Annotated in this window: 17 protein-coding genes; 12 read left to right on the plus strand and 5 right to left on the minus strand. The window is 57.2% G+C overall.

The features are described 5' to 3' along the window. The first annotated feature begins 142 nt into the window (after positions 1–142). The 6 genes from QRN55_RS16660 to QRN55_RS16685 all read left to right on the plus strand — a co-directional run bounded on the left by QRN55_RS16660 (position 143) and on the right by QRN55_RS16685 (position 8,538). Positions 143–2,413, plus strand: coding sequence for a sensor histidine kinase NtrY-like (locus QRN55_RS16660; protein WP_284777535.1), 2,271 nt, complete (start codon positions 143–145; stop codon positions 2,411–2,413). Beyond that, positions 2,403–3,767, plus strand: a complete 1,365-nt coding sequence (ntrX, locus tag QRN55_RS16665) for a nitrogen assimilation response regulator NtrX (RefSeq protein ID WP_111838316.1) — start codon at positions 2,403–2,405, stop codon at positions 3,765–3,767. Before QRN55_RS16660 ends, ntrX begins: the two co-directional genes overlap by 11 nt. A gap of 38 nt (positions 3,768–3,805) precedes the next feature. Then, entirely contained in the window at positions 3,806–5,182 is a 1,377-nt protein-coding gene (gene trkA, locus QRN55_RS16670) for a Trk system potassium transporter TrkA (RefSeq protein WP_112499946.1), read from the plus strand. Positions 5,183–5,369: 187 nt separating this feature from the next. After that, positions 5,370–5,612: an RNA chaperone Hfq gene (hfq, locus tag QRN55_RS16675; RefSeq protein WP_003496145.1), complete on the plus strand. Its 243-nt coding sequence runs from the start codon at positions 5,370–5,372 to the stop codon at positions 5,610–5,612. A 199-nt stretch (positions 5,613–5,811) separates the two neighbouring features. After that, the gene (hflX, locus tag QRN55_RS16680; protein ID WP_284777536.1) at positions 5,812–7,140 is read left to right on the plus strand and encodes a GTPase HflX; all 1,329 of its coding nucleotides are present in this window, start codon (positions 5,812–5,814) and stop codon (positions 7,138–7,140) included. Positions 7,141–7,350: 210 nt separating this feature from the next. After that, positions 7,351–8,538: a GGDEF domain-containing protein gene (locus QRN55_RS16685; RefSeq protein ID WP_284777537.1), complete on the plus strand. Its 1,188-nt coding sequence runs from the start codon at positions 7,351–7,353 to the stop codon at positions 8,536–8,538. A 15-nt stretch (positions 8,539–8,553) separates the two neighbouring features. On the opposite strand, the gene mazG is transcribed toward QRN55_RS16685, so the two are convergent. Further along, on the minus strand, positions 8,554–9,387 hold the full coding sequence (gene mazG / locus QRN55_RS16690; protein WP_284777538.1) for a nucleoside triphosphate pyrophosphohydrolase: 834 nt from the start codon (positions 9,385–9,387) through the stop codon (positions 8,554–8,556). Between the two features lie 22 nt (positions 9,388–9,409). Further along, a complete protein-coding gene (locus QRN55_RS16695; RefSeq protein ID WP_284777539.1) occupies positions 9,410–9,997 on the minus strand; it encodes a deaminase in 588 nt (195 codons plus the stop codon). 233 nt (positions 9,998–10,230) lie between these two features. On the opposite strand from QRN55_RS16695, the gene cysG reads away from it, so the two are divergent. The 5 genes from cysG (at position 10,231) to QRN55_RS16720 (ending at position 15,151) form a co-directional block, all read left to right on the plus strand. Next, entirely contained in the window at positions 10,231–11,691 is a 1,461-nt protein-coding gene (gene cysG, locus QRN55_RS16700; protein WP_284777570.1) for a siroheme synthase CysG, read from the plus strand. After that, positions 11,684–11,998: a DUF2849 domain-containing protein gene (locus QRN55_RS16705; protein WP_111838322.1), complete on the plus strand. Its 315-nt coding sequence runs from the start codon at positions 11,684–11,686 to the stop codon at positions 11,996–11,998. Before cysG ends, QRN55_RS16705 begins: the two co-directional genes overlap by 8 nt. 8 nt (positions 11,999–12,006) lie before the next feature. Continuing rightward, positions 12,007–13,677: a nitrite/sulfite reductase gene (locus QRN55_RS16710; RefSeq protein ID WP_284777540.1), complete on the plus strand. Its 1,671-nt coding sequence runs from the start codon at positions 12,007–12,009 to the stop codon at positions 13,675–13,677. A gap of 11 nt (positions 13,678–13,688) precedes the next feature. Continuing rightward, positions 13,689–14,195 (plus strand): DUF934 domain-containing protein, encoded by a 507-nt coding sequence (locus QRN55_RS16715; protein ID WP_284777541.1) that lies wholly within the window; start codon positions 13,689–13,691, stop codon positions 14,193–14,195. 143 nt (positions 14,196–14,338) lie between these two features. Beyond that, a complete protein-coding gene (locus QRN55_RS16720) occupies positions 14,339–15,151 on the plus strand; it encodes a ferredoxin--NADP reductase (RefSeq protein WP_284777542.1) in 813 nt (270 codons plus the stop codon). Positions 15,152–15,202: 51 nt separating this feature from the next. Here QRN55_RS16720 and QRN55_RS16725 read toward each other — a convergent pair whose 3' ends face one another. Continuing rightward, positions 15,203–16,468, minus strand: a complete 1,266-nt coding sequence (locus QRN55_RS16725) for an MFS transporter (RefSeq protein WP_173997172.1) — start codon at positions 16,466–16,468, stop codon at positions 15,203–15,205. Positions 16,469–16,609: 141 nt separating this feature from the next. On the opposite strand from QRN55_RS16725, the gene QRN55_RS16730 reads away from it, so the two are divergent. Further along, positions 16,610–17,113, plus strand: coding sequence for a hypothetical protein (locus tag QRN55_RS16730; protein WP_045230455.1), 504 nt, complete (start codon positions 16,610–16,612; stop codon positions 17,111–17,113). 58 nt (positions 17,114–17,171) lie between these two features. Here QRN55_RS16730 and gcvP read toward each other — a convergent pair whose 3' ends face one another. Both gcvP and gcvH read right to left on the minus strand, forming a co-directional pair. After that, the gene (gene gcvP, locus QRN55_RS16735) at positions 17,172–20,036 is read right to left on the minus strand and encodes an aminomethyl-transferring glycine dehydrogenase (protein ID WP_284777543.1); all 2,865 of its coding nucleotides are present in this window, start codon (positions 20,034–20,036) and stop codon (positions 17,172–17,174) included. Next, entirely contained in the window at positions 20,036–20,398 is a 363-nt protein-coding gene (gene gcvH, locus QRN55_RS16740; RefSeq protein ID WP_284777544.1) for a glycine cleavage system protein GcvH, read from the minus strand. The genes gcvP and gcvH overlap by 1 nt, the downstream gene beginning before the upstream one ends. Positions 20,399–20,404 lie beyond the last annotated feature (6 nt).

Consider the following 20,404-nt stretch of genomic DNA (forward strand, 5'->3'; position numbering starts at 1 on the left):
TGACAAGTGATGGGCGTCGTTGCATTTTCGCCACAATGTGTTGCTTGAAAATCACGGGAAAGCTGGATTCGTTTTGATCGCAATCCGCTTCGTCATTTTTCAAGGTTGTGGTGCCGCAAAGCGCGGCGCGGGAAAATAATCGATGCGCAAGCCTGTCACCGATAGGATTTCCGACCGTCCGTCGGGCGATATAGTGATTGCCGACAGGCGCATGTCATTTGCGTTTCCGGGACTTGTGCTTGCGGGTGTGGCGCTTGTCTGCGCCACGCTCACCCTGTTCGTGCTGCTGGGGCTGACACCGATTGCGCCGACCACCAACGTGGTCGTTGCTTCCGTCATCATCAACTCGCTGTTCATCATCGGGCTGATGTACCTGATTGGTCGGGAGATCAACCGACTGATGAAAGCGCGCAGGCGGGGAAGGGCGGCGGCGCGGTTGCACGTGCGCATCGTGGCGCTGTTTTCCATCGTCGCCATCACACCTGCGGTGCTCGTCGCGATTTTTGCGAGTATCACCCTGAATGTCGGACTCGACCGTTGGTTTGCCATTCGCACCCAGGCCATCGTGGATTCGTCCAGCAATATCGCGCAGGCCTATATGCTGGAAAATGCCGGTTATCTGCAGGGCCAGACGCTGTCCATGGCGACCGATCTCGATCGCAACCGGGCACTCTTCTACCTCGACCGGACAGGTTTCAAGGAGTTGATGACCCGGCAGGCGAAGGGACGCGGTTTTCTTGGCGCGTTTCTCGTGCAGGAAGATGGCGATGCGGTGGTTCAGGCCGATATCCAGACCGAGAAACCTTTGCCCGCCATCCCCCAGGATGCGCTTGAAAAGGCGGCAGCTGGTCAACCGACACTCATTCCGCCCGGTGTGACAAACCTCGTCGGCGCCATCATCAAGCTGGAGGGTATCGGCGGAACGTTCCTCTACACCGTGCGTGCTGTCGACCCCAAGGTCATGGGTGCGATGCGGCAGATGGAAGAGAACCGCGCGGAATACAAGGCCATGGAGGCGGGGCGCGCGCCGCTGCAAATCGCCTTTGCCATCCTCTATCTCGGTTTTGCGCTGATCGTTCTTCTCGCGGCCATCTGGACTGCGATTGCCGTGGCGGATCGCATTGTGCGACCTATCCGCCTGCTGATCAGCGCTGCCGACAGCGTCGCGATGGGCAATATGCATGTGCTGGTGCCGGTGCGTGCTGTTGATGGGGACGTTGGCCGTCTGGCACGAACCTTCAACAAGATGATCTCGGAAATTCGCAGTCAACAGGACGAGATCATCGAGGCGAAAGACGACATTGACAACCGTCGTCGCTTCATCGAGGCGGTTCTGTCTGGTGTGACTGCCGCTGTGATCGGCGTCGACGAACATCGCAACATCACGATTGCCAACCCTTCCGCCGAGGAGTTCCTGGCCGTATCATCCGACAGCCTTGTCGGATTACCGCTGGTAGAAGTGGCGCCTGAAATCGAGCATGTTGTGACCGAGGCCGCCGCATCGGCCCGCATGGACTTCCGCCATCAGATCAATATCGTCAGGCGCGGTAAAGAGCGCACGCTCAACGTTCAGGTCACCCGTGAGGATGCGCGCGACGGACACGAATCCTACGTCATCACGCTGGATGACATCACTGATCTCCTGATAGCGCAGCGCTCTACCGCTTGGTCGGAGGTCGCGCGGCGTATCGCCCATGAAATCAAGAACCCGCTGACACCGATCCAGCTTTCCGCCGAACGCATCAAGCGCCGTTTTGGCAAGCAAATTCACGACGAAACCGACCGCGCCGTGTTCGATCAGTGTACGGACACCATCGTGCGCCAGGTGGGCGACATTGGCCGCATGGTCGATGAGTTCTCGGCTTTCGCCCGTATGCCGAAGCCGACCAAGGAAATGTCGGATCTGCGTACGGTTCTCAAGGATGCCACATTCCTGCGGGAAATGGGCGCTGCGCATATCGAATTCGCAACAGAGTTGGGTGATGAGCCACTGGAAGGCATGTTCGACTCGCGCATGCTGGGGCAGGCTTTCGGTAACCTCATTAAGAATGCGACAGAGGCCATCGAGTCGGTCGAGACGAGTGACGCGCCGCGCAAGGGTAAGATCGTCGTTCGCGCATCCTTTGACGAGCACAACAATCGCTTCATCGCTGACGTCATCGACAATGGCCGCGGCCTTCCGGTCGAAAACCGTCACCGCATTCTGGAGCCCTATATGACGATGCGAGAGAAGGGCACGGGCCTCGGTCTCGCCATCGTCAAGAAAATCATTGAAGAACACGGCGGTCATCTTGAGTTGCATGATGCACCCGCCGATTTCGATCACGGCCACGGCGCCATGATCAGAGTGCTGCTACCGCATATCGAAGCGGTGGGCAGTGAAATGGATAAGGAAATTGCATATGGCGTCTGATATTCTGGTCGTAGACGATGAAGCCGATATCCGTGAAATCGTTGCCGGTATTCTGTCCGATGAAGGACATGAAACGCGCATGGCTTTTGACAGCGACAGCGCACTGGCCGCGATTTCCGAGCGCGTTCCCCGGCTGATTTTCCTCGATATCTGGATGCAGGGCAGCAAGCTGGATGGTCTGGCGCTGCTAGATGAGATCAAGAGCCGTCACCCGGATTTGCCGGTGGTGATGATCTCCGGCCATGGCAACATCGAAACGGCGGTCAATGCCATCAAGCGTGGCGCGTTCGATTTCATCGAAAAACCCTTCAAGGCTGACCGGCTCATTCTCATCGCCGAACGTGCCTTGGAAAACTCCAAGCTCAAGCGCGAGGTATCCGAGCTAAAAAAGCGTACGGGCGATGCGGTTGAACTGATCGGCGCATCGCTTGCCGTGTCGCAGCTACGCCAGACGATCGATCGTGTATCGCCCACCAATAGCCGCATCATGATCCTCGGCCCCTCCGGTTCCGGCAAGGAATTGGTGGCACGCATGATCCACAAAAAGTCGTCGCGCGCGACGGGACCGTTCGTGGCGCTCAACGCCGCAACGATCACCCCCGACCGCATGGAAATTGCACTGTTCGGCACTGAAGGTCTGCCCGGCCAGCCCCGCAAGGTCGGTGCGCTTGAAGAGGCGCATCGCGGCGTTCTCTACCTCGACGAGGTCGGCGAAATGCCGCGCGAAACGCAGAACAAGATTTTGCGTGTTCTTGTCGACCAGCAGTTCGAACGCGTCGGTGGCGGCAAGCGGGTCAAGGTGGACGTCCGCATCATTTCTTCGACAGCCCATAATCTCGAAGGGCTGATTGCCGACGGGCTGTTCCGCGAAGACCTCTATCACCGTCTGGCCGTCGTTCCCGTGAAGGTTCCGGCCTTGTCCGAGCGTCGGGAGGACATCCCGTTTCTGGTCGATATGTTCATGCGACAGATTTCCGAGCAGGCGGGCATTCGTCCGCGCAAGATCGGCGATGACGCCATGGCGGTTCTCCAGACACATGACTGGCCCGGCAACATCCGCCAGCTTCGCAACAACATCGAGCGCTTGATGATTCTGGCGCGTCCAGAAGGCGGCGATACGCCGATTTCAGCGGACATGCTGCCAGCCGATATCGGCGATATGCTGCCGAAAATCGCGGCGCAGGGCGACCAGCACATTATGACGCTGCCTTTGCGCGAAGCGCGTGAAATGTTTGAGCGGGATTATCTTGTGGCCCAGATCAACCGTTTTGGCGGCAATATTTCCCGCACGGCGGAGTTTGTCGGCATGGAACGGTCGGCCCTGCATCGCAAATTGAAATCGCTCGGCGTATAACGATCATCAGTTGCCGTTAACGTCCCTAGAGAGAGCGTATGAAAGTCATCATTTGCGGCGCAGGCCAGGTGGGTTACGGCATTGCGGAGCAATTGTCGCGTGAGGACAACGAAGTCTCCGTGATCGACACTTCTGCGGCGCTGATCGCGGCGATCACTGAAACGCTCGACGTGCGCGGCTATGTGGGGCACGGCGCGCATCCCGACATGCTGGCCAAGGCTGGTGCCGATCAGGCCGACATGATCATTGCGGTGACGCTCTACGACGAGATCAATATTGTTGCCTGCGAGGTGGCGCACGCGCTGTTCAGCGTACCCACCAAGGTCGCCCGCATCCGCGACCAGAGCTACCTTCAGCCTGAGTATGGCGACCTCTTCAGCCGCGAGAACATGTCCATCGATGTCACGATTTCGCCTGAGATAGAGGTCGGCAAGATGGTGCTGCGCCGTATCGCGTTTCCCGGCGCGACGGATGTCGTGCGGTTCGCCGACGACAACGTTTTCATGCTGGCGATCGAGTGCATGGAGAATTGCCCTGTGGTCAACACGCCGCTGCAACAGCTCAGCCAACTCTTCCCGGATCTAGTCGCGACCGTGGTCGGCGTTTACCGCAATGGCCATCTGAAGGCCATCGACTCCTCGGAGCAACTTCGCACCGGCGACTTGGCCTATGTCATCTGCCAGCACCAGCACGCGCGCCGCACTCTCGGTCTGTTCGGCCACGAGGAAAAAGAAGCTGGCCGCATCGTGATCGCGGGCGGTGGCAATATCGGTCAATATGTGGCCCGCTCCATCGAGGAACTCCAGCCCAAAACGCGGGTCAAGATCATCGAGGCTGACCGGGAACGCGCGATCGCCGCGTCCGAAAAGTTGAACTCCACGATCGTGCTGAACGGCTCGGTGCTCGATCAGAAAATACTGCATCAGGCCGATATTCAGGATGCGGATTTGATCGTGACGCTGACCAACAACGACCAGACGAACATTCTGGGCGCAGTCATGGCCAAGCAGTTGGGCTGCAAATCGAACCTTGCGCTGCTGAATGGTCCGTCTTTTCACGATGTTGCCAAGTCTCTGGCGCTTGACGCTTACATCAATCCGCGCGCGGTTACGATTTCGCGTGTGCTGCAACATGTCCGCAAAGGTCGCATTCGCTCCGTTTACGCTGTCCAGCGGGGCAATGGCGAAATCATCGAGGCGGAAGCATTGGATACCTCGCCTTTGGTCGGACAGGCGTTACGGGATGTCGACTTGCCGGAAGGGATTCGAATCGGCGTCATATATCGCGACAAAAAAGTTTTGCGACCGGATGGCAACACCAAGATCAAGGCGAAGGATCGCGTCATCCTGTTCGCGTCATCTGATGCTGTCCGTGAGGTGGAACAGCTATTCCGCGTGTCTATACAATATTTCTAATGCATTGGCTTTGAAACAAAAAAGCGTATCTCAGGAAATCCGGGTAAGTTTTTCCACATTGCGGAACAGATCGTGATTTGATACCAGAGTTGCTGATCGGCTGACGGGGGACAAAGTTCAACCGATCCCATTATTGATTGTTTAATTCCCGGTCTCCCATCCGGGCAAAAAAGAAAGAATCGGCGCCATGGCGGAACGTTCTCAAAACCTGCAAGATCTTTTTCTCAATACCGTTCGCAAACAAAAGATTTCGTTGACGATTTTCTTGATCAACGGCGTGAAGCTGACGGGCGTTGTTACATCCTTCGACAATTTCTGCGTTCTTCTTCGTCGTGACGGTCATTCCCAGCTTGTTTACAAGCACGCGATTTCCACGATCATGCCGGGCCAGCCGATGCAGATGTTCGAATCGGAAGAGGGTGCCGCTTAATCGGCGCCTGTCTTTTAGCCATCATTCCCATCTAGATGTGGCAGACAACGGAACCGTATGCCGGGACCGTTGTTTTGCATTCTCCATGCCATGAGATTTTCTGGCTGTTCCACTGATACTCGAAAGGTGCGGGCTCATTTCTACACGCGACACATCGAACGAATCCATCATTCCCGAGCAGGAAAAGCACCGGGACGATATGCGCGCGGTGGTTATCATCCCGGTCCTGAAACAGGGGCGGCAACCGAAGGAAGCCTCGGCAACGACAGCGCCACGCTCTATGGAAGCCAAGCTTGAGGAAGCCAAAGGGCTTGCTTTCGCCATCGACCTTCATGTGTCCGAAGGATTGATCGTTCCCGTCAATCAGCCCCGACCCGCCACCCTTTTCGGGAGTGGCAAGATCGAGGAAATCAAGCATCTGCTGAATGAAACCGATTCCGGACTGGTGATCATTGATCACCCGCTGACACCGGTGCAGCAGCGTAACCTTGAAAAAGAGTGGAATGCCAAAGTCATAGACCGAACGGGCCTTATTCTCGAAATTTTTGGCCGCCGTGCCTCGACCAAGGAAGGTACGTTGCAGGTCGATCTCGCGCACCTCAACTATCAAAAAGGCCGCCTCGTCAGAAGCTGGACCCACCTTGAACGCCAGCGCGGTGGCGCGGGCTTTATGGGTGGTCCTGGTGAAACGCAGATCGAAGCCGACCGTCGCCTTTTGCAGGACCGCATCGTCAAGCTGGAACGCGAACTGGAACAAGTCGTCCGCACGCGTCAGCTTCACCGGGCAAAGCGCCGCAAGGTGCCGCACCCCATCGTAGCACTCGTCGGTTACACCAATGCCGGTAAATCCACCCTGTTCAACCGCATTACCGGTGCGGGCGTTCTTGCCGAAGACATGCTGTTCGCTACACTGGACCCAACGCTGCGCCGTATGAAGCTGCCGCATGGCCGCACGGTTATTCTGTCGGACACGGTCGGTTTCATTTCCGACCTGCCGACCCATCTGGTTGCTGCCTTTCGCGCCACGCTGGAAGAGGTGCTGGAAGCGGACCTCATTCTCCATGTTCGCGATATGGCGGATCCTGATAATGGCGCCCAGTCTTCGGATGTTCTTCGTATTCTGAGCGACCTCGGTATCGATGAAAAAGTCGCCGATGAGAAAATCATCGAGGTTTGGAACAAGGTGGACAGGCTGGATCTGGAAAGCCATGACGCCATTCTGCATAAGGCCGAGGGACGCGCCAATGTCCGCGCTGTGTCCGCCATCACGGGCGAGGGCGTCGATCAGCTGATGGAAGAGATTTCCCGGCGGCTTTCCGGCGTTCTGACGGAGAACACGATAGTCCTGAATGTCGAGCAATTGCAGTTTCTTCCGTGGGTCTACAACAACGCGATAGTCGATGCGCGCGAAGACAACGAAGATGGTTCGGTGACGCTCGAAGTCCGTCTTTCAGAAGCGCAGGCTTTGGAATTGGAAAGCCGCTTGGGCAAAGTTCAGAAGCAAGATGTGGAAGACTGGGAGCGTTAAGCGCTCTCGGTTATCGAAATCACTTTCGCCCTCGCAAAAGCCAATCTATCCGTTTATTTTCCAACTGGTTGAAAAATGAAAATGCTTTTCTAATCGAAAAGCTGATGGTGCATATCTGTTATGCGTTAGATGCAACCGCTAGTCTGTTTTTTGTTAGGGTTTCGTAATCAGCGCCGTGTGATACTGTCGCTCAATTCATACGAGCTGATAATGATGCAACCTTTAGACCTGCCTACAGTCCTGCTGCTGCACAAGCTGTCTTTTTTCGTGGCGGCGCTGTGCTTTCTGTATGTTCGCTCGCAATCGCGCGAGAGCGTCGGGCTTGGATTTCTGGCGATTGGTTTCTTTCTTGTCGCGATGGCATCGACGCTTGTCAGCATCGGCAAGCTTTTGAATGGACTTGAAAACCTTCTGTCCCTTTCAGGCAGTTTTGCTGGTCTCGTCGGCTATTCGATTTTCTGGATCGGCATGTGTCGTATCAGTACGCAACGGCGCAGGCGTCGGGAATGGCTGGTTCTGTGCCTGCCGTTTTTCGTTTGTACTGCTTTGTTTTTATCCGGTTCCTATGTCTTCACCGAAGCCAGAACCAGTGCGTTTCAGGCTACTGCGGCGTTACTTCTGTTTGCCGCCGCTTTTACGGTGTTCACCGACCGTCTGATCGAGCCGCTTCCCGTTCGCAAGGCATTGGCGTCCACCATCGCTTTTGCAGCGTTTCTCAGTGCTCTCGTCGTCGTCGGCATTGTATTTCCAAAGATCGCGGTTGTTTCGCCAAGAAACGCCTTCTTCGTCTCCATCGTCTGCCATTTCGCAATCGCCGTTTTTGTTCTGGCCTTGGTGAAGGAGCGGGCGGAGGAGGGGCTGAAACGATTGGCTGATCTGGACGTGCTGACCGGCGTGCCCAACCGGCGCTCCTTCTCTCTGCGTCTTCCAGAACAGATGCGTCAGGGCGATGTCATCGTGATGACCGATATCGATCATTTCAAGCGCATCAACGACGGTTTCGGGCACTTTGCGGGTGATGAGGTTCTGGTGCGTGTGGCGAGAGAACTGTCCGCACGTATTCGGCCCAATGACAGTTTCGCCCGGTTCGGCGGTGAGGAGTTCATTCTGTTTCTGCCAGCAACGGGAGAACAGGAGGCATCGACATTGGTCGAAAGTGTTCGCCAGCTCGTCAGCTCCATCAAACACACGATCGACGATCAAAAAGTCGTCGCCACATTGAGCATGGGGCTGGCGGTGTGTGAGGAGAAATATTGCACCCCACACGCTTTGATGAAAATGGCGGATACTGCGCTCTATGCGTCAAAGTCGCGCGGCCGTGATCGCCTGACGGTTTATCGCGCAGACGAATTCGCCGAAGACGCCGCTTTATCGCACACTGCGCGTCACGCTGGCTGAGCTAGCACCAGTCTGTCACTCAAGCTGACGCTCGATGGCCTTGGCGGATTGCCAAAGTTCTTCCATCCGTTCCAAAGTCGCCGCTTCGAGGGTGTCGCCATTGTCGCTCAATGACGTTTCGATGTGGTGGAAACGGCGGCGAAACTTGGTGTTGGTGCCTCGCAATGCGTTCTCCGGGTCTGTCTTTACATGGCGGCCTATGTTGACGAGGGCGAAAATCAGATCGCCCAGTTCATCCGCCACTTTTTCCGGTTTGCCCTCGGCAAGCGCTTCACGCAACTCTCTTACTTCTTCCTCGATTTTGTCGAGGATGGGTTCAGGAGCCGACCAGTCGAAGCCCACTCGCGCCGCCTGTTCTTGAAGCTTCAGCGCTTCCGTCAGTGCCGGTTGCGTGCGCGGAATGGAGCCGAGATAGCCCGCTTTGAAATCGTCGCCGATGCCCCGCCGCAAACGCCGCTCGGCGCGTTCCCGCTTTTCCTGCGCCTTGATGACATCCCACTGGATCTTTACCGTTTCAGCCGTATCGGCATCTGAAACGGCGAAGACATGCGGGTGGCGTCGGATCATCTTGGATGTTACCGCGTGGACGACATCGCCGAAGGAGAACGCGCCCATTTCCTCGCCAATTCGGGAGTGAAACACCACTTGCAACAGCAGATCGCCAAGCTCATCACAGAGGTCGTCCGTATCGTTGCGTTCGATGGCGTCGGCAACTTCATAGGCCTCCTCGATCGTGTACGGCTTGATCGTCTCGAACGTCTGGACGATGTCCCACGGGCAACCCGTATCGGGCTGGCGCAGGGCTTCCATGATCTCGATGAGACGCGAAATATCCTTCGAGGCTTCCATATGCTGCTGCTTTCTGCTGCGATCAGTTCAGGGGAATGTTGTTGTCGCCCTTGGACGACTGATAGTTAACCGACAGGTCGTTATAGGCGGCTTTGATACGCGCCGTCTGTTCCTTGAGCTTGGACTTGAGCGGATCGTCCAGATTCTCAACGAGATCGGAAATGAAGTAGGAATTCCAAAACGCGTTGCTGCGCCTGTAACCACCGGGCTCCAGTCCGAAAACCTCTTTCAGTATTTTCAGATCATGCGGAATGGCAAAAGCGTCGCGCGAATCTTCGTGACTGAAGAAGGAATAGAAATTGTCGAAACCAGCCCAGGTGATTGCCGACATGCACATGGTGCAGGGTTCATGGGTCGAGAGAAAGATCAAATCCTTCGTGTCAGGCTTCTCGCCCAATTCGTAGAAACGTTTCAGTGTGTGAACCTCACCGTGCCAAAGCGGATTTTCTAGCTCGTTGTTCGTTTCCGCGATGACGAGGGAAAGGTCCGATTTGCGCAGGATGGCCGCGCCGAAGACCTTGTTGCCCAGCGACACACCTTGAGTCGTGAGGGGTAGAATATCCTTCTCGATGACATCGAGCAGGCGGGATGCGAGTGTAAGTTCCGTCAAGGTATTTTCCTGTTTCTGGTGCTGCCTAATCATTGGACATTGTCGCTCGGGATTTGCCGAAAAAATGTACATAATTGGTAGAAAATGTGTGGAATTACAACAGCGTGCCGTTTTCGTCGCCGTGGTTGCTTTTCCTCCAAAACAGCGCTTGCCGAGAAATAAAAATCTACGGCAATATAGCAAGCGAATTTCTGTACCTTCAATCTCGGCGACGGATCGGACATATTATGAGCATGCTTAAAACCGCTTCAGATAAGGCTGACCATCGGCTTACGACTTTTCCTGCTTTTTTCAAAGTGGACAAGCGGCCCGTTGCGGTTTTTGGAAATGGCGATGAGGCCTTCGCAAAAGTTCGACTTCTTCTCAACACCAGTGCCGATATTCAAGCCTTCGCGGACGCGCCGCAGGATGACTATGCGGCGTTGTTGGCAAGCGGGCAGGTGACACATCATCTGCTTCCATTTTCGCCAGAGCTGGTCGATGGCATGGTTCTCGTCTTCGCGGCCACCGGTGAGGAGGCGCTTGATCGTCAAATTGTAGACGTTGCGCGTGCCAAGTCCATTCCAGCCAACGCGGTCGATCAGCCTAGCTATTGTGATTTCTACACGCCCGGCCTCGTGTCGCGCGCGCCCGTCGCCGTGGCGATTTGTACCGAAGGGGCAGGGCCAGTTCTTGGACAGATGATCCGCGCGCGCATCGACCAAATGCTGTCGCCTTCGCTAGGTCGTTTGGCGCGTCTGGCAGTCGAGTATCGCGATGCTGCGGAGAAGAACGTGCCGAAGGGTGCCCTGCGCCGCAACTTTTGGCGTCGCTTCTTTTCCGGTGGTGTTGCCGATGCTGTTGCGCTGGCAGATATCGACAGTGCGCACCGCGCCGTAGAGCAATTGCTTGCCTCGCCTGAGCGTCCCGAAGGCTATGTTTGGCTGGTGGGTGCCGGTCCTGGTGCCGAGGATTTGCTGACATTGCGCGCGCAGCGCGTGCTGATGCAGGCCGATGTCATTGTTTACGATGCGCTCGTGCCGCAGGAAATTGTCAATATGGGACGCCGGGATGCCGAACGTCTTTCGGTTGGCAAGCGCAAGGGCTGTCACTCCAAGTCCCAGTCGGACATCAACAAGCTGCTGGTATCGCTGGGAGAAGAGGGCAAACGGGTCGTGCGCCTGAAGTCCGGTGACCCCCTGATTTACGGTCGCGCTGCCGAAGAGATGGCGGCGTTGAGGGAAGCGGGCATTGCTTACGAGATCGTGCCAGGCATCACCTCCGCCTTTGCAGCCGCCGCCGATTTCGAACTGCCGCTGACACTGCGTGGTGTCGCCTCTTCGCTGATCTTCACGACGGGTCACGATCTGGCTGGCGACGTCCTGCCGGACTGGGCGCGTCTGGCCGTTTCAGGTGCAACGATCGCGGTCTACATGGGCCGTTCCGTGGCTGCATCCGTTGCCACGCGTCTGATGAATGCCGGTCTCGATGCCAATACGACCGTCGCGGTCATCGAAAATGCCAGCCGCTCCTATCGCCGCCTGATGCATGGCACGCTGAAAGATTTGCCGGAGCTAGAACATCGCGACGAACTGGCGGGGCCGGTCATGGTCATCATCGGTGATGCGGTCGCGGGCGCTAATTTCGAAAGATCGGAAGCACTGTCGCTTGCTGGCACGTCGTCCGATCTGAAGCAGGAGTATGCAAATGGTTGATAAGGTTCTGACAGCCAATCGGCTCGACGACGGTATCGCCGTATGGCTCGATGCCAGCGGCGCATGGAATGAGGATCTCCAGTCTGCTCTTGTTGCGCGCCATGCTGATGCCGAGGCCTCGCTGGAAGAGATAGGCAAACGCGATTTTTCTGCCAACAAGGTGGTAGACGTCAACATCGTCGATGTTACCGAACAAGATGGCCGCCTATGGCCGACACGCCTGCGCGAACGAATTCGTGCCGCAGGACCAACCATGCATTACGCCAACGGCTTTGAGCCAGCGGACGCAGCCTTTATCGCAGTCTGAGGAATACCATGTATCGCTACGATGAGTTCGACCACGCATTTGTTCAAGGTCGCTTGGAGCAATTCCGCGATCAGGTGGAAAGACGCCTTTCTGGCGAACTTGCCGAGGATGCATTCAAGCCGCTGCGTCTGATGAACGGCGTTTATCTCCAGCTTCACGCCTATATGCTGCGCGTGGCCATTCCATACGGCACGTTGAACGCAAAACAGATGCGAATGCTGGCCCACATCGCCCGCAAATATGACCGCGGTTATGGCCACTTCACGACGCGCCAGAACATTCAGTACAACTGGCCGCGCCTTGCTGATACACCGGATATCTTGGCGGAACTGGCAAGTGTGGAAATGCATGCGCTACAGACCTCTGGCAACTGCATTCGCAATGTCACAGCTGACCATTTTGCTGGTGCTGCCGCAGACGAAGTCGCCGACCCACGCCCCTACGCTGAAATTCTGCGCCAATGGTCGTCCGTTCACCCGGAGTTCTCCTTCCTGCCGCGCAAGTTCAAGATTGCTGTGACGGGTGCGGAGAAGGATCGCGCGGCCATTCAGGTGCACGATATCGGCTTGCACCTGAAGAAAAACGACAAGGGCGAAATCGGCTTTGCCGTCTACGTCGGTGGCGGGCAGGGCAGAACGCCGATGATCGCCAAGAAGATCAACGACTTCCTGCCCGAAGAGGACTTGCTGTCCTACACCACGGCCATTATGCGCGTTTACAATCTGCATGGTCGCCGCGACAACAAGTACAAGGCACGCATCAAGATTCTCGTCCACGAGACGGGTGCTGAAGAACTAGCGCGTCAGGTGGAAGCGGAATTCGCTGAGCTGAAAAACGGCGAATTGAAACTGCCGGATGCCGATATCGCTGCCATCACCTCGTACTTCGCGCTGCCGGATTTGGAGGCACGCCCTGAAGGATGGGAAAGCCTCGCACGCTGGAAGAAGGCCGACGCCGATTTCGCGCGCTGGGTGGACCAGAACGTGCAGCCGCACACCAACCCGGATTACGGCATGGTGACGGTGTCATTGAAGCCAATCGGCGGCATTCCGGGCGACGCATCCGACGAGCAAATGGATCTCGTTGCCGATATCGCTGAAGAATATGCGCTGGATGAAATCCGCATCAGCCACGAGCAGAATATCATTCTGCCGCATGTGGCCCTTGCTGATCTTGAGCCGGTTTATCGCGCGCTTCTGGGTGCTGGTCTTGCAACGGCGAATGCCGGGCTGATCACGGATATCATTGCCTGTCCCGGGCTGGATTATTGCGCGCTTGCCAATGCACGCTCTATTCCAGTGTCGCAGGAAATTTCCAACCGCTTCGGTTCGCCGGAGCGTCAGGCCGAAATCGGTGAGCTGAAGATCAAGATTTCGGGCTGCATCAATGCCTGTGGCCATCACCATGTCGGCCATATCGGTCTGCTGGGTGTGGAAAAGAAGGGTGCCGAACTCTACCAGATCACGCTGGGCGGGTCGGGTGACGAGAACTCGTCCATCGGTGAGATCATCGGTCGCGGTTTCGAGCCTGAAAAGGTGACCGACGCGGTGGAAACAATCGTCGATACCTATCTCGGTCTGCGTCTATCGAAGGAAGAGACCTTCCTCGATGCCTATCGCCGTGTCGGCGCGCAGCCTTTCAAGGACGCGCTCTATCCGGCAAGCGCCGCAGCCGCATAAGGAACCGCATCATGACAAAAATCTGGAATGAGAGCGGTTTCGTAGAGAACGATCCGTGGGTCATCGAGACCGAAGAGTTGAAGGCGCAGGATGGCCAGCAGGCCGTTCTTGGGCTCGACGCGTTTATCGCGCGCGCCGAGGAAAGCAACGATATCGGCCTTGGTGTTTTCGTGACACCGGCGGATGACGTCGAAAAGCTTCGTCCCTTCATCGATCGCATCGGGCTGGTAGCGGTCAGCTTCCCGGCGTTTAGCGATGGTCGTGGTTTCAGCCATGCATCGCTGTTGCGGACGCGCCTGAACTATCAGGGCGAGTTGCGGGCGGTGGGTGATGTGCTGATCGACCAGGTGCCGCTGATGCTGCGCACCGGCTTCACCAGCTTTGCAGTGACGAACGAAACGGCGATCCGTCGCCTGTCGGAAAACCGATTGCCGGGCATCAATGTCTATTACCAGCCGACGGCCAAGCCCGCGCCGGGGGAACAGTCCTACAGCTGGCGACGCCGTGCGGCGATATGAACTCTTGCGTAGAAATATGAGTTTTAGATACATATTTCTACTCGCATAGCACCAATGACATTCCTGTACCTTCAAAAGCAGGGCCGGATGGTATATTGCCCCATCTGAAAATGTCGCACACCATGAAGATGGACGGATAGAGAATGAACGCTCCAGCCAAGACGGAAGAATTTGCGGTGAAAATCCCTGACGGCGTTTATGCTGAGACGGTGCTTTCGGTCGAGCATTACACGGATCACCTGTTCCGCTTCCGCATGACGCGTCCCGCTGGCTTCCGTTTCCGTTCGGGTGAGTTTGCCATGATCGGACTGATGGTGGGTGAAAAGCCTATCTACCGTGCCTATTCCATCGCCAGCCCCGCCTGGGATGAAGAGCTGGAATTCTTCTCGATCAAGGTGCCGGATGGTCCGCTGACATCGCATCTCCAGCAGATCAAGCCGGGCGATACCGTGTTGATGCGCAAGAAGCCAACAGGTACGCTGGTGCTCGATGCGCTAACGCCCGGCAAGCGTCTCTACATGTTCTCGACCGGAACCGGCATCGCACCCTTCGCAAGTCTTATTCGCGACCCGGAAACCTATGAGAAGTTCGAGGAGGTCATCCTCACCCATACATGCCGTGATGTGGCGGAGCTGAAATACGGCTTCGATCTGGTCGAGGAGATCAAGAACCATGAGTTCCTGAGCGAGTTGGTTGGTGACAATCTGAAGCACTACGCGACCGTCACGCGCCAGGATTACGCCTTTACAGGACGCATCACCGACCTGATCGAAAACGGCAAGATGTTTGCGGATCTCGGCGTGCCAGCGTTCGACCCTGCCGTGGACCGTGGTATGATTTGCGGCTCTACCGCGATGCTGAAGGATACCAAGGCACTTCTGGAGCAGGCTGGCTTGAACGAGGGTGCAAACAACAAACCAGCCGAGTTCGTGATCGAACGGGCATTTGTGGGCTGATCATAATTTTGCGTATTAAAAAAGGAGGCCGTTTGGCCTCCTTTTTTCGTTTCAGCCATCTGTTTCCTGTGCCGGGGCAATATCGTGTCGGAACATCAGGAACAGCACGATTGCGATGGCTGCAATACCGCCGCCGACCAGATGCGACAGCGCATAGCCGCCCTCAGTGGTCAGCCAACCAGCCACGCCGTTGCTGAGAGACGCGCCGATGCCCTGAACGGTCATCACGCTGGCAAGGCCGACGTTGAAGCGTCCGGTGCCCTTCAGAATTCTCTCAACGGCGACCGGCGTTGCAATGCCGAGCAGGCCCGCGCCGATACCATCCAGCAACTGGACGGGGTAGATCACCCAGAACTCGTGGAACGATGCCGCCAGCACGCCGCGAATGGGGAGGGCTGCGAGTGCGATCAGGAACACCGCCGACAGACCGAAGCGGCGGATGAGCCACGGCGCGAGGGCTGCGACGAAGATCATGGCGAACTGCGCGACGCCAGTGATGATAGCGGTGGTGCGGAAGGGCGTGTTCAATTCGATTGCGAAGTTCTGGGCGATCAATCTACCCATGGGCGCATTGCCGAAGTGGAAGATCAACAGAATGATGGAAAGGAAAATCAGGCCTCGCTCTTTAAAGAGAACTTTGAAGCCGGAAGGACCGGGCTCGCCTTCATCGTGTCCTAGCCCGCGTGCGACTTTGTGGTCGATCCTTTTGGGATCGATGGCGACGACCGCTGCGAGCGCACCAATCGCCGTTGCGACCATGAGGCCGATGACACCGGAAATGCCGAAGGCCGTCACGGCGAAATAGGTGGCGAACAGCGAGACGAAATTGCCGCCGTGGTTCCAGAACTCGTTGCGGGAGATTTGTTGCGAGAACAGCTTTTCTCCAACGAGACCCAGCGTCAAACCGGCAAGGGCAGGGCCAACGACGGCCCCGACGACGGCCGTCATGATCTGGCCCGTCCAGACCACCGCCTCGTTGGTGAAGAGCAGTGTAATCAGCGCGCCGATCGTTACAAGAACGACGGGTATTGCAATCAGGGTGCGCTTCCATGTGGTGCCATCGACCAACGCGCCGCAAAGCGGCGTCGCGGCAAGACCGACGAGCCCGCCAACGGTGGCGATAACGCCGAGCTGCATGGCCGACCAGCCGTTGGTGGCCAAAAATGCATCTAGAAACGGACCAAGCCCGTCACGCGCGTCAGCCAGAAAGAAATTGAGGACGGCGAGGGCAAAAATCGAGCGATCTGACAGGCCTGTCCCCGGGGATTTCCCGAGAGAGCGAGCGCTGGCATCAATAGGCGGTGTTAGCGTTGTCATTGAAGGCTCTCCGGGAGGGGCGAGGTGAAGCTGGCGAGAAACGCGCCTGATAGATTTAGGTTGCTTTAGCGCATAACAATCTGTGCGAAGGAACAATCAGGATAGCCGGGCGTTCGGTCTGCACACACAAGGAACACGCGGATGACCGGCAAACTGATTTCCATGATAGCACTCGCGACTGCCCTGATGGCGCCACCGGCAATGGCCGATGAAAGCCAGTTTCTTTCCACTCTAAAAGGCAGCTGGAAGGGGTCCGGCACCGTCACCACCAAGATCGGCTCCAAGCCCATCAAGGTGAACTGCACGTTCGACTCGACCTCGTCTGGTCCATCATTGCGGATGAACGGTACATGCCGCGGACTGCTCGTTATCCGCCGCGCCATCTCCGCCGATTTAAGTGCGTCCGGCACGCGCTACCGCGGAAACTATGTCGGCCCATCCGGCATACCTTCTGCACTCGCGGGCAGCCGCAACGGCAATTCCATCAATCTGTCGATTACGTGGAAACGCGTCATCAATGGTGACAAGGTCGCCGCCATGACCATCACCAAGGTTGGTAATAATGGCCTGCGTCTGCGCACGACCGACAAGGATGGTGCCGGTGGACCAACGGTAACGACGGCCGATATTCAGCTGACGCGCTAACGACACCAATTCCTCGTTTCAAATGAAAAGGCCCGGATCGCTCCGGGCCTTATAACTTTTACTCAGCCGCTTCCGCATATTCGCTCATCGGCGGGCATGTGCAGATGAGGTTGCGGTCGCCATAGACGTTATCGACGCGGTTGACCGGGGACCAGTATTTGTCGACGCGGAATGCACCGGGTGGATAGCAGGCTTGTTCGCGGGAGTAGGGACGATCCCAGTTCCCGACGAGGTCTTCCACAGTGTGGGGTGCGTTCTTCAGCGGGTTGTTGGCTTTGTCGGAACGACCTTCTTCGATATCGCGAGCTTCCTGACGGATGGCCAGCATGGCATCGCAGAAGCGATCGAGTTCGGCCTTGGGCTCGGATTCGGTCGGCTCGATCATTAGGGTTCCCGCAACTGGCCAGCTCATGGTCGGGGCGTGGAAGCCGCAGTCGATCAGGCGTTTGGCGACATCGTCCACCGTCACGCCGCAGCTGTCATTCAGCGGACGGGTGTCGATGATGCACTCATGCGCCACGCGTCCGGCTTCGGACTTGTAGAGCACGTCGTAAGCGCCCTTCAGCCGTGCTGCGATGTAGTTGGCGTTGAGGATCGCGACCTTGGTTGCCTGCGTCAGACCTTCGCCACCCATCATCAGGCAGTAGCTCCAGGAGATCGGCAGGATCGACGGCGAGCCGAAAGGTGCTGCCGAAACCGCACCGGTGCGGCCGTCGCTGACAGGGTGGCCGGGCAGGTATGGGGCCAGATGCGCCTTGACGCCGATTGGACCCATGCCGGGACCACCGCCGCCATGCGGAATGCAGAACGTCTTGTGCAGGTTGAGGTGCGACACATCGGAGCCGATATCGCCGGGACGGGACAGACCGACCATGGCGTTCATGTTGGCGCCGTCAAGATAGACCTGACCACCATGCTCGTGGGTGATGTCGCAAATCTCGCGAACAGTCTCTTCAAACACGCCGTGGGTCGACGGATAAGTGATCATGCAGCACGATAGGTTTTCCGCATATTGCGTTGCTTTCGCACGGAAATCTTCGATATCGATGTCACCGTTTTCTCTGACCTTCACCGGCACCACGCGCATACCGACCATTTGCGCGGAGGCAGGGTTGGTGCCGTGCGCAGACGTTGGAATGAGGCAAACGTCGCGATGTGCATCGCCCCGTGCGAGGTGATAGTTGCGGATGGTCAACAGGCCCGCATATTCGCCCTGCGCACCGGAATTCGGCTGCATGGAGAAGGCATCGTAGCCGGTGACCTGGCACAGCTTGGTGGAAAGATCGTCGATCATCTCCTTGTAGCCCAGTGCCTGATCGGCTGGCACGAAGGGGTGGATATCGGAAAATTCCGGCCATGTGATCGGCAGCATTTCGGCTGTCGCGTTCAGCTTCATGGTGCAGGAACCGAGCGGGATCATGGAACGGTCGAGTGCCAGATCGCGGTCCGAAAGACGGCGGATGTAGCGGGTCATCTCGCTTTCGGCGCGGTTCATGTGGAATATCGGGTGCGTCATGTATTGCGTTGTGCGCAATAGGTTTTTGGGCAATCGATAATCCGGTTCGAAGTCCGAAATCGAGGAGTTGCCCCCGAAGGCACGCCACACGGATTCCAGCGTTGCCGGGCGTGTACGCTCGTCCAGGCTCATGCCGATCTTTGTGGAGCCGACCTTGCGCAGGTTGACGCCTTCGGCGACCGCTGCGCGCAGAATGAGTGCCTGCATGTGGCCGACATCGACGGTGATGGTGTCGAAGAAGGTTTCGGGTTCGATGACGAAGCCAAGCTTCTCCAGACCCTTTGCCATCAGCACAGCCTTTTGGTGGGTCTGCTGGGCGATGGCCTTGATGCCTTGCGGGCCGTGGAAGACGCCATACATGGACGCCATGACGGCCAGCAGCACCTGTGCGGTGCAGATGTTGGACGTGGCTTTTTCACGGCGGATATGCTGCTCGCGTGTCTGCAGCGACAGGCGGTAGGCGCGGTTACCGCGCGCATCGACTGAGACGCCGACGAGACGGCCGGGCATGGAACGCTTGATCGCGTCCTTCACGGCCATGAAGGCCGCATGCGGGCCGCCGTAACCAACAGGAACGCCGAAACGCTGTGACGAGCCGATGGCGATGTCGGCACTCATTTCGCCGGGGGATTTCAAAAGCGTCAGCGCCAGCAGGTCTGTGGCAACAGCCGCGATTGCGCCGGTCTGGTGCAGGCGGGAAATCAGGCCTGTGAAATCATTCACATGGCCATGGGTGCCGGGATACTGGAACAGCGCACCAAAGACATCGACGGGATCGAGATCGGTAAAGGGATTGCCGACGATGACATTCCAGCCTAGCGGTGCTGCACGGGTTTCGATCAGTGCAATCGTCTGCGGATGGCAATTGGCATCCACAAAGAAGGCCGTCGCCTTGGACTTCGCCACACGCTGGCACATGGCCATGGCTTCGGCGGCAGCCGTTGCTTCGTCCAACAACGAGGCGTTGGCGACATCGAGACCGGTCAGATCGGAAATCATGGTCTGGAAGTTCAGCAGCGCTTCGAGGCGACCCTGCGATATCTCAGGCTGATAAGGCGTGTAGGCTGTGTACCAGGCCGGATTTTCCAGAATGTTGCGCTGGATGACCGGCGGCGTGATGGTGCCGTAATAGCCCTGACCGATGAGCGAGGTCAGAACCTTGTTCTTGTTGGCGGTTTCGCGAAGACGATCCAGCGCTTCGCGCTCCGTCAGCGCCGCACCCCAGGCAAGCGGTGCCTTCTGGCGTATGGAAGACGGCACGGTCGCGTCGATGAGGGCATCGAGGCTGTTGTAACCGATGACCTTCAACATATCCGTCATTTCCGACGGCGACGGGCCGATATGACGGCGGTTGGCAAAGTCATAGGGCTGATAGTCGGTGAAATGGAACTCTGTGGGAGTCGTCATTACGCAATAAGCTCCTTATAGGCCGCTTCATCCAGCAGCGCATCGGCGTCGGACGCGTTGGTGAGCTTCAGCTTGAAGAACCAACCAGCGCCCTGCGGATCGGAGTTGACCAGAGATGGGTCGTCCACGATGGCCTGGTTGATTTCAGTGATCTCGCCATCCAGCGGACAATAGACGTCAGAAGCAGCCTTCACGCTTTCAACGGTTGCTGCATCGCCATCCTTGGAGAAGGTCGCGCCCACTTCCGGCAGTTCCACGAAAACGAGATCGCCCAGCTGCTCGGCAGCATGCGTCGTGATGCCGACGGTGGCGACATCGCCTTCGATCTTCAGCCACTCGTGTTCTTGAGTAAATTTCAGCATTGGTCT

It is taken from the genome of Agrobacterium sp. lyk4-40-TYG-31, assembly GCF_030209855.1.
GTDB classification, from domain to species: Bacteria; Pseudomonadota; Alphaproteobacteria; order Rhizobiales; family Rhizobiaceae; genus Agrobacterium; species Agrobacterium vaccinii.

What these genes read in the sequence shown, in the direction of transcription:
- gcvP (WP_284777543.1), bottom strand. Translation starts at nt 20,036, where the DNA reads ATGACGACTCCCACAGAGTTCCATTTCACCGACTATCAGCCCTATGAC.
- QRN55_RS16660 (WP_284777535.1), top strand. Translation starts at nt 143, where the DNA reads ATGCGCAAGCCTGTCACCGATAGGATTTCCGACCGTCCGTCGGGCGAT.
- QRN55_RS16710 (WP_284777540.1), top strand. Translation starts at nt 12,007, where the DNA reads ATGTATCGCTACGATGAGTTCGACCACGCATTTGTTCAAGGTCGCTTG.
- hfq (WP_003496145.1), top strand. Translation starts at nt 5,370, where the DNA reads ATGGCGGAACGTTCTCAAAACCTGCAAGATCTTTTTCTCAATACCGTT.
- hflX (WP_284777536.1), top strand. Translation starts at nt 5,812, where the DNA reads ATGCGCGCGGTGGTTATCATCCCGGTCCTGAAACAGGGGCGGCAACCG.
- QRN55_RS16715 (WP_284777541.1), top strand. Translation starts at nt 13,689, where the DNA reads ATGACAAAAATCTGGAATGAGAGCGGTTTCGTAGAGAACGATCCGTGG.
- cysG (WP_284777570.1), top strand. Translation starts at nt 10,231, where the DNA reads ATGCTTAAAACCGCTTCAGATAAGGCTGACCATCGGCTTACGACTTTT.
- QRN55_RS16720 (WP_284777542.1), top strand. Translation starts at nt 14,339, where the DNA reads ATGAACGCTCCAGCCAAGACGGAAGAATTTGCGGTGAAAATCCCTGAC.
- trkA (WP_112499946.1), top strand. Translation starts at nt 3,806, where the DNA reads ATGAAAGTCATCATTTGCGGCGCAGGCCAGGTGGGTTACGGCATTGCG.
- gcvH (WP_284777544.1), bottom strand. Translation starts at nt 20,398, where the DNA reads ATGCTGAAATTTACTCAAGAACACGAGTGGCTGAAGATCGAAGGCGAT.
- QRN55_RS16725 (WP_173997172.1), bottom strand. Translation starts at nt 16,468, where the DNA reads ATGACAACGCTAACACCGCCTATTGATGCCAGCGCTCGCTCTCTCGGG.
- ntrX (WP_111838316.1), top strand. Translation starts at nt 2,403, where the DNA reads ATGGCGTCTGATATTCTGGTCGTAGACGATGAAGCCGATATCCGTGAA.
- mazG (WP_284777538.1), bottom strand. Translation starts at nt 9,387, where the DNA reads ATGGAAGCCTCGAAGGATATTTCGCGTCTCATCGAGATCATGGAAGCC.
- QRN55_RS16730 (WP_045230455.1), top strand. Translation starts at nt 16,610, where the DNA reads ATGACCGGCAAACTGATTTCCATGATAGCACTCGCGACTGCCCTGATG.
- QRN55_RS16705 (WP_111838322.1), top strand. Translation starts at nt 11,684, where the DNA reads ATGGTTGATAAGGTTCTGACAGCCAATCGGCTCGACGACGGTATCGCC.
- QRN55_RS16685 (WP_284777537.1), top strand. Translation starts at nt 7,351, where the DNA reads ATGATGCAACCTTTAGACCTGCCTACAGTCCTGCTGCTGCACAAGCTG.